The organism is Paraburkholderia graminis C4D1M, assembly GCF_000172415.1.
In the GTDB taxonomy this organism is placed as follows: domain Bacteria; phylum Pseudomonadota; class Gammaproteobacteria; order Burkholderiales; family Burkholderiaceae; genus Paraburkholderia; species Paraburkholderia graminis.
Genome location: NZ_ABLD01000064.1, coordinates 1 through 3255, shown reverse-complemented (window position 1 = coordinate 3255; position 3255 = coordinate 1). Strand labels below are relative to the sequence as shown.

Here is a 3255-nt window from a genome sequence, read left to right as displayed (position 1 = left end):
GTCGCCCGCGACCCAATGGCTGACGGCGGCGAGCAGATTGCCGCTATCGTCCTTCACCGACAGCATGTACGAACCGGGCTGATCGAATTGGACCGTGAACGACAGCTTGCCGCCTGCGCTCTTGGACTCCCTATTCGCTTCGCTCTTCAACGTGCCTGCGGCATGCGTTTGCGATTCGAGGCGCGTCCATTCCCATTTTGCTGGCGCATGCGCTGCGGGGTCGAGCGCGGCCAGCGCTTGCAGATCGAAGCTCACCTCTTCCTTCGGCTGCGAGAACGACTTCGCGGTCGTCAGGCGATACGGCGTCGCGCCGCGAGCAATCAGCACTTCGCGCGTCACGCGCACCTTGTACGCGGCGCCGTCCTGCGCGAAGAGCGTCAGCGCGTAACGGCTAGGTTGGGTCGCGGCCGGTAGCGTGAGGCTTGCGTTGCCGTCGCTGTCGGTCTTCAGTTCCTGCTGCTCGAGCTTGACGGGAAAGAGCCCCGCATAACGCAATTCGCCGTCGACGATCGTCACTTTCTGCGCGCGCAGCGTGACCGAAATCTTGCTGTCGCGCACTGGCTTGCCGTCGGGATAGCGCAACTGGATCTTGCCCTTCAGCGGCTCGCCGGTTGCGTAGTCGGCTTTATCCATCGACAGGTTGACGTCGAAATGCGGCTTCACGTATTCGGCGACGCGAAACGCGCTGCCATACACGTCGCCGTTGTAGTCGAAGCGCAGCGTGTAGCCGCCGGCGGTCGCGTCGGCGGGCAGCGTGAACGACGTGTCCGCGCCTGTATCGGAAGCGAAATGCGCCTTCGTGGTCGCGACCGGCGAGCCGTTCGGATCGAGCACGTCGAGCTTGATGTCGGCCTCCGCGGGCGCCGACGATTGCGTCGCGTTCTGGAACGTGCGCCCGATGAATTTCACATGCACGGGGTCGCCCGGACGATACATCGGCCGGTCCGTGACCGCGTAGATCTTCGTGTTGTAGATCTCGCTGTCGTAATAGAAATTCTCGGACACGAACACGCCGCCCTGCGGATCGACGCCGAGCACATAGCTGCGCTCGGGGCTGACGTGTTGCAACAGAAGCGCGCCGTCGCCGCCCGTCGTGCCGCTTTGCAAAACGCCCACGCCGTCGGTCCAGTTCACGTCCGTATTCGCGACCGGCTTGCCGTTGTCGCGCCGCGTGGCCCACACCAGCATTCCGCTCGATGCCGCCTTCACGACCGCGACGGTATCCGACACGAACAGCAGCGTATGCGCGCGATAGTTGCCGATCACGGCTTCGACGATATAAAGCCCCGGCGGCAGCTTGCCCACCGGAATCATCACGTTGCCCGCGCTTGCCTCGATAAAGTTACTGCTGCTGCCCGCGAGGTTCACGCCTTTGGGCGGCTCGATCACTTTCGCGTCCCAGATCGGATAGCGAAAGCGCGCGACCATGTCATAGCCCTTCAGCGGCGCGAATTGCGAGTTCTGTTCAAATTGCGTCTGCTTGCCGGTTTGCTCGCCGAGCCTGAATTGCGGCGCGGCTTCGGTTGCCTTGCTGCGGGTCGCGAACGAAAGCACACGCTGCCATGCGCGGCGCGCCTCGGTGAACCAGCGGTCCCACAAATAAGCGAGCGTGTTCGCGAGCCCTTCGCCCTGATAATTCGGCGCGACATTCAGCCGATGCAAATTCTTCTGCGCCTTCAGAAAGTCGAGCGGTTTGCCCACGCGATACACGACGATGTCCGCGCCGCCGTAGGGCTGCAATGCGTCCTTGAAATCGCGGCCGGGCGCTTCGAGCCGAACCTGCGCGGTCTGATTGCTGCCGAAGCTCGCATCCGAGAGCAGGAAGAACGGTTGACCGTCCACCTTCTGCGAGCTGTAGTTGCTCGTCGGCGCGGCGTTCAATGTGGGATTCGCTGCGATGCTGGACTCGGCCGCGGCCGCGCTCGACGATGCATCGTCGCCGGCGAACGCGACGCTGCTTGTCGCCGCGAGCGCGATGGCCGCAAGCAGCGTCGCCAGGATAAGTGCCGAGCGACGGCGCGTGCTGCGCAACCAGTGGCTCATCGCGACAACGGAATTCATTCGGGTCATGGTGTCAAAAAGTCCAAACGAGATACGCCGACGAAGTTCGGATTGCCGTCGAGCGGCTGCCAGCGGGAATCTTTCCATTGCATCAGGTCGGAAACGGCGACCGCGCGCAGACCGGTATCGGTCGGCGTGACGGTGCCTGTGTGATAAGCGATGTAGCGCTCGAGCCAGATCATCAGATGCTGGTCGTCGCCCTGATCGAAGAACAGCAGGTCGCCCGGCAGCGCCTGGTTGACGTCCTTCGAAACGAAACGGCTATTGCGTTGAATCAGCGCGATCGCCGACGCGTATGCGCCCGTGGAGCCGTCGATCTGCGTCCAGCGATTCGCGATCGTGCGTTGCGACGCGGACAGTTGCAGTTCGGGCGGCAGACTGCTTGTGTCCGCAAGACCGGTCATGCCGTTCGCGCGCAGCCATTTGCTGTCGTGCATGCGCAGCGTTTCGCCGACGGCAAAGCGCACGAGGCCCGCGCAGTCGCGTTGCGTCCAGCGCGGCGTCGGGCCGCGGCGCATTTGCTGATCGACGATGCGCGTGAACCACGCGCGAAACGCAGCGGATTGTTGAGTGGTGAGTGCGTCGGGATCGGGCGCTGTCGTGGTGATGCCGAGCGCGTGTGCGTAGGGCGCAGCGGCGGTTAGCGCGAAAAACGTGGCGATGCGCGAGAGGCATGCGCGGCGCGAAGCAGTGGTGACGCTTGCGGTGTTCGCATCCCGGGCCGCGAGCGCGACTCCTCGCGCCGCTTGCGCCTCGCGAGGCGCACGCATAGCGCCTGCTACACGAAGGCGGCGCACTTAATCGCCCTCGGTGCCGGGCTGATCCGCGGGCGCCTGAGTCGCGGCGTTGTTCGACGCGGTGTCGCCGCTGGCATCGCTGTTTGCATCGCTCTTCGCACGATCGAACCACCACTCGACCGGCACCCAGCCCGTCGAGCCAGACAAGCTCTGCGGCAGCGACAACGACAACGACAGCGCCGGATAGTGCGCGAGCGCGCGCAGCTTCGGCGTCAAATGCGTACGCGACGCGTTGCGGAATACGGCCTCCTGATCGGCCGGCAGCGCGGCGCCTGCTTCGCGTTCGATCAGCGCGGCCGCCGATGCAGGCGTCAGCGTGAGGATAGTGCGCGGCAAACGCTCCGGCGCGAGCGTATCGGCGAGCGCGGGGTAACGCTTGTCGAGCACTGCAAGCGTG

The 3255-nt window shown here is 64.5% G+C and carries 3 protein-coding genes; all 3 read right to left on the bottom strand.

Features of this window, described 5'->3' with window-relative positions:
- On the bottom strand, positions 1-2070 hold a 2070-nt coding region (locus BGRAMDRAFT_RS33095), incomplete at its 3' end, for an MG2 domain-containing protein (RefSeq protein WP_232292408.1).
- Positions 2067-2831, bottom strand: coding sequence for a DUF1175 domain-containing protein (locus BGRAMDRAFT_RS33090; RefSeq protein WP_006053296.1), 765 nt, complete (start codon positions 2829-2831; stop codon positions 2067-2069). The genes BGRAMDRAFT_RS33090 and BGRAMDRAFT_RS33095, both read right to left, overlap by 4 nt.
- 27 nt (positions 2832-2858) lie before the next feature.
- A partial coding sequence (locus tag BGRAMDRAFT_RS33085; RefSeq protein WP_044022085.1) for a DUF2138 family protein occupies positions 2859-3255 on the bottom strand: 397 nt, incomplete at its 5' end.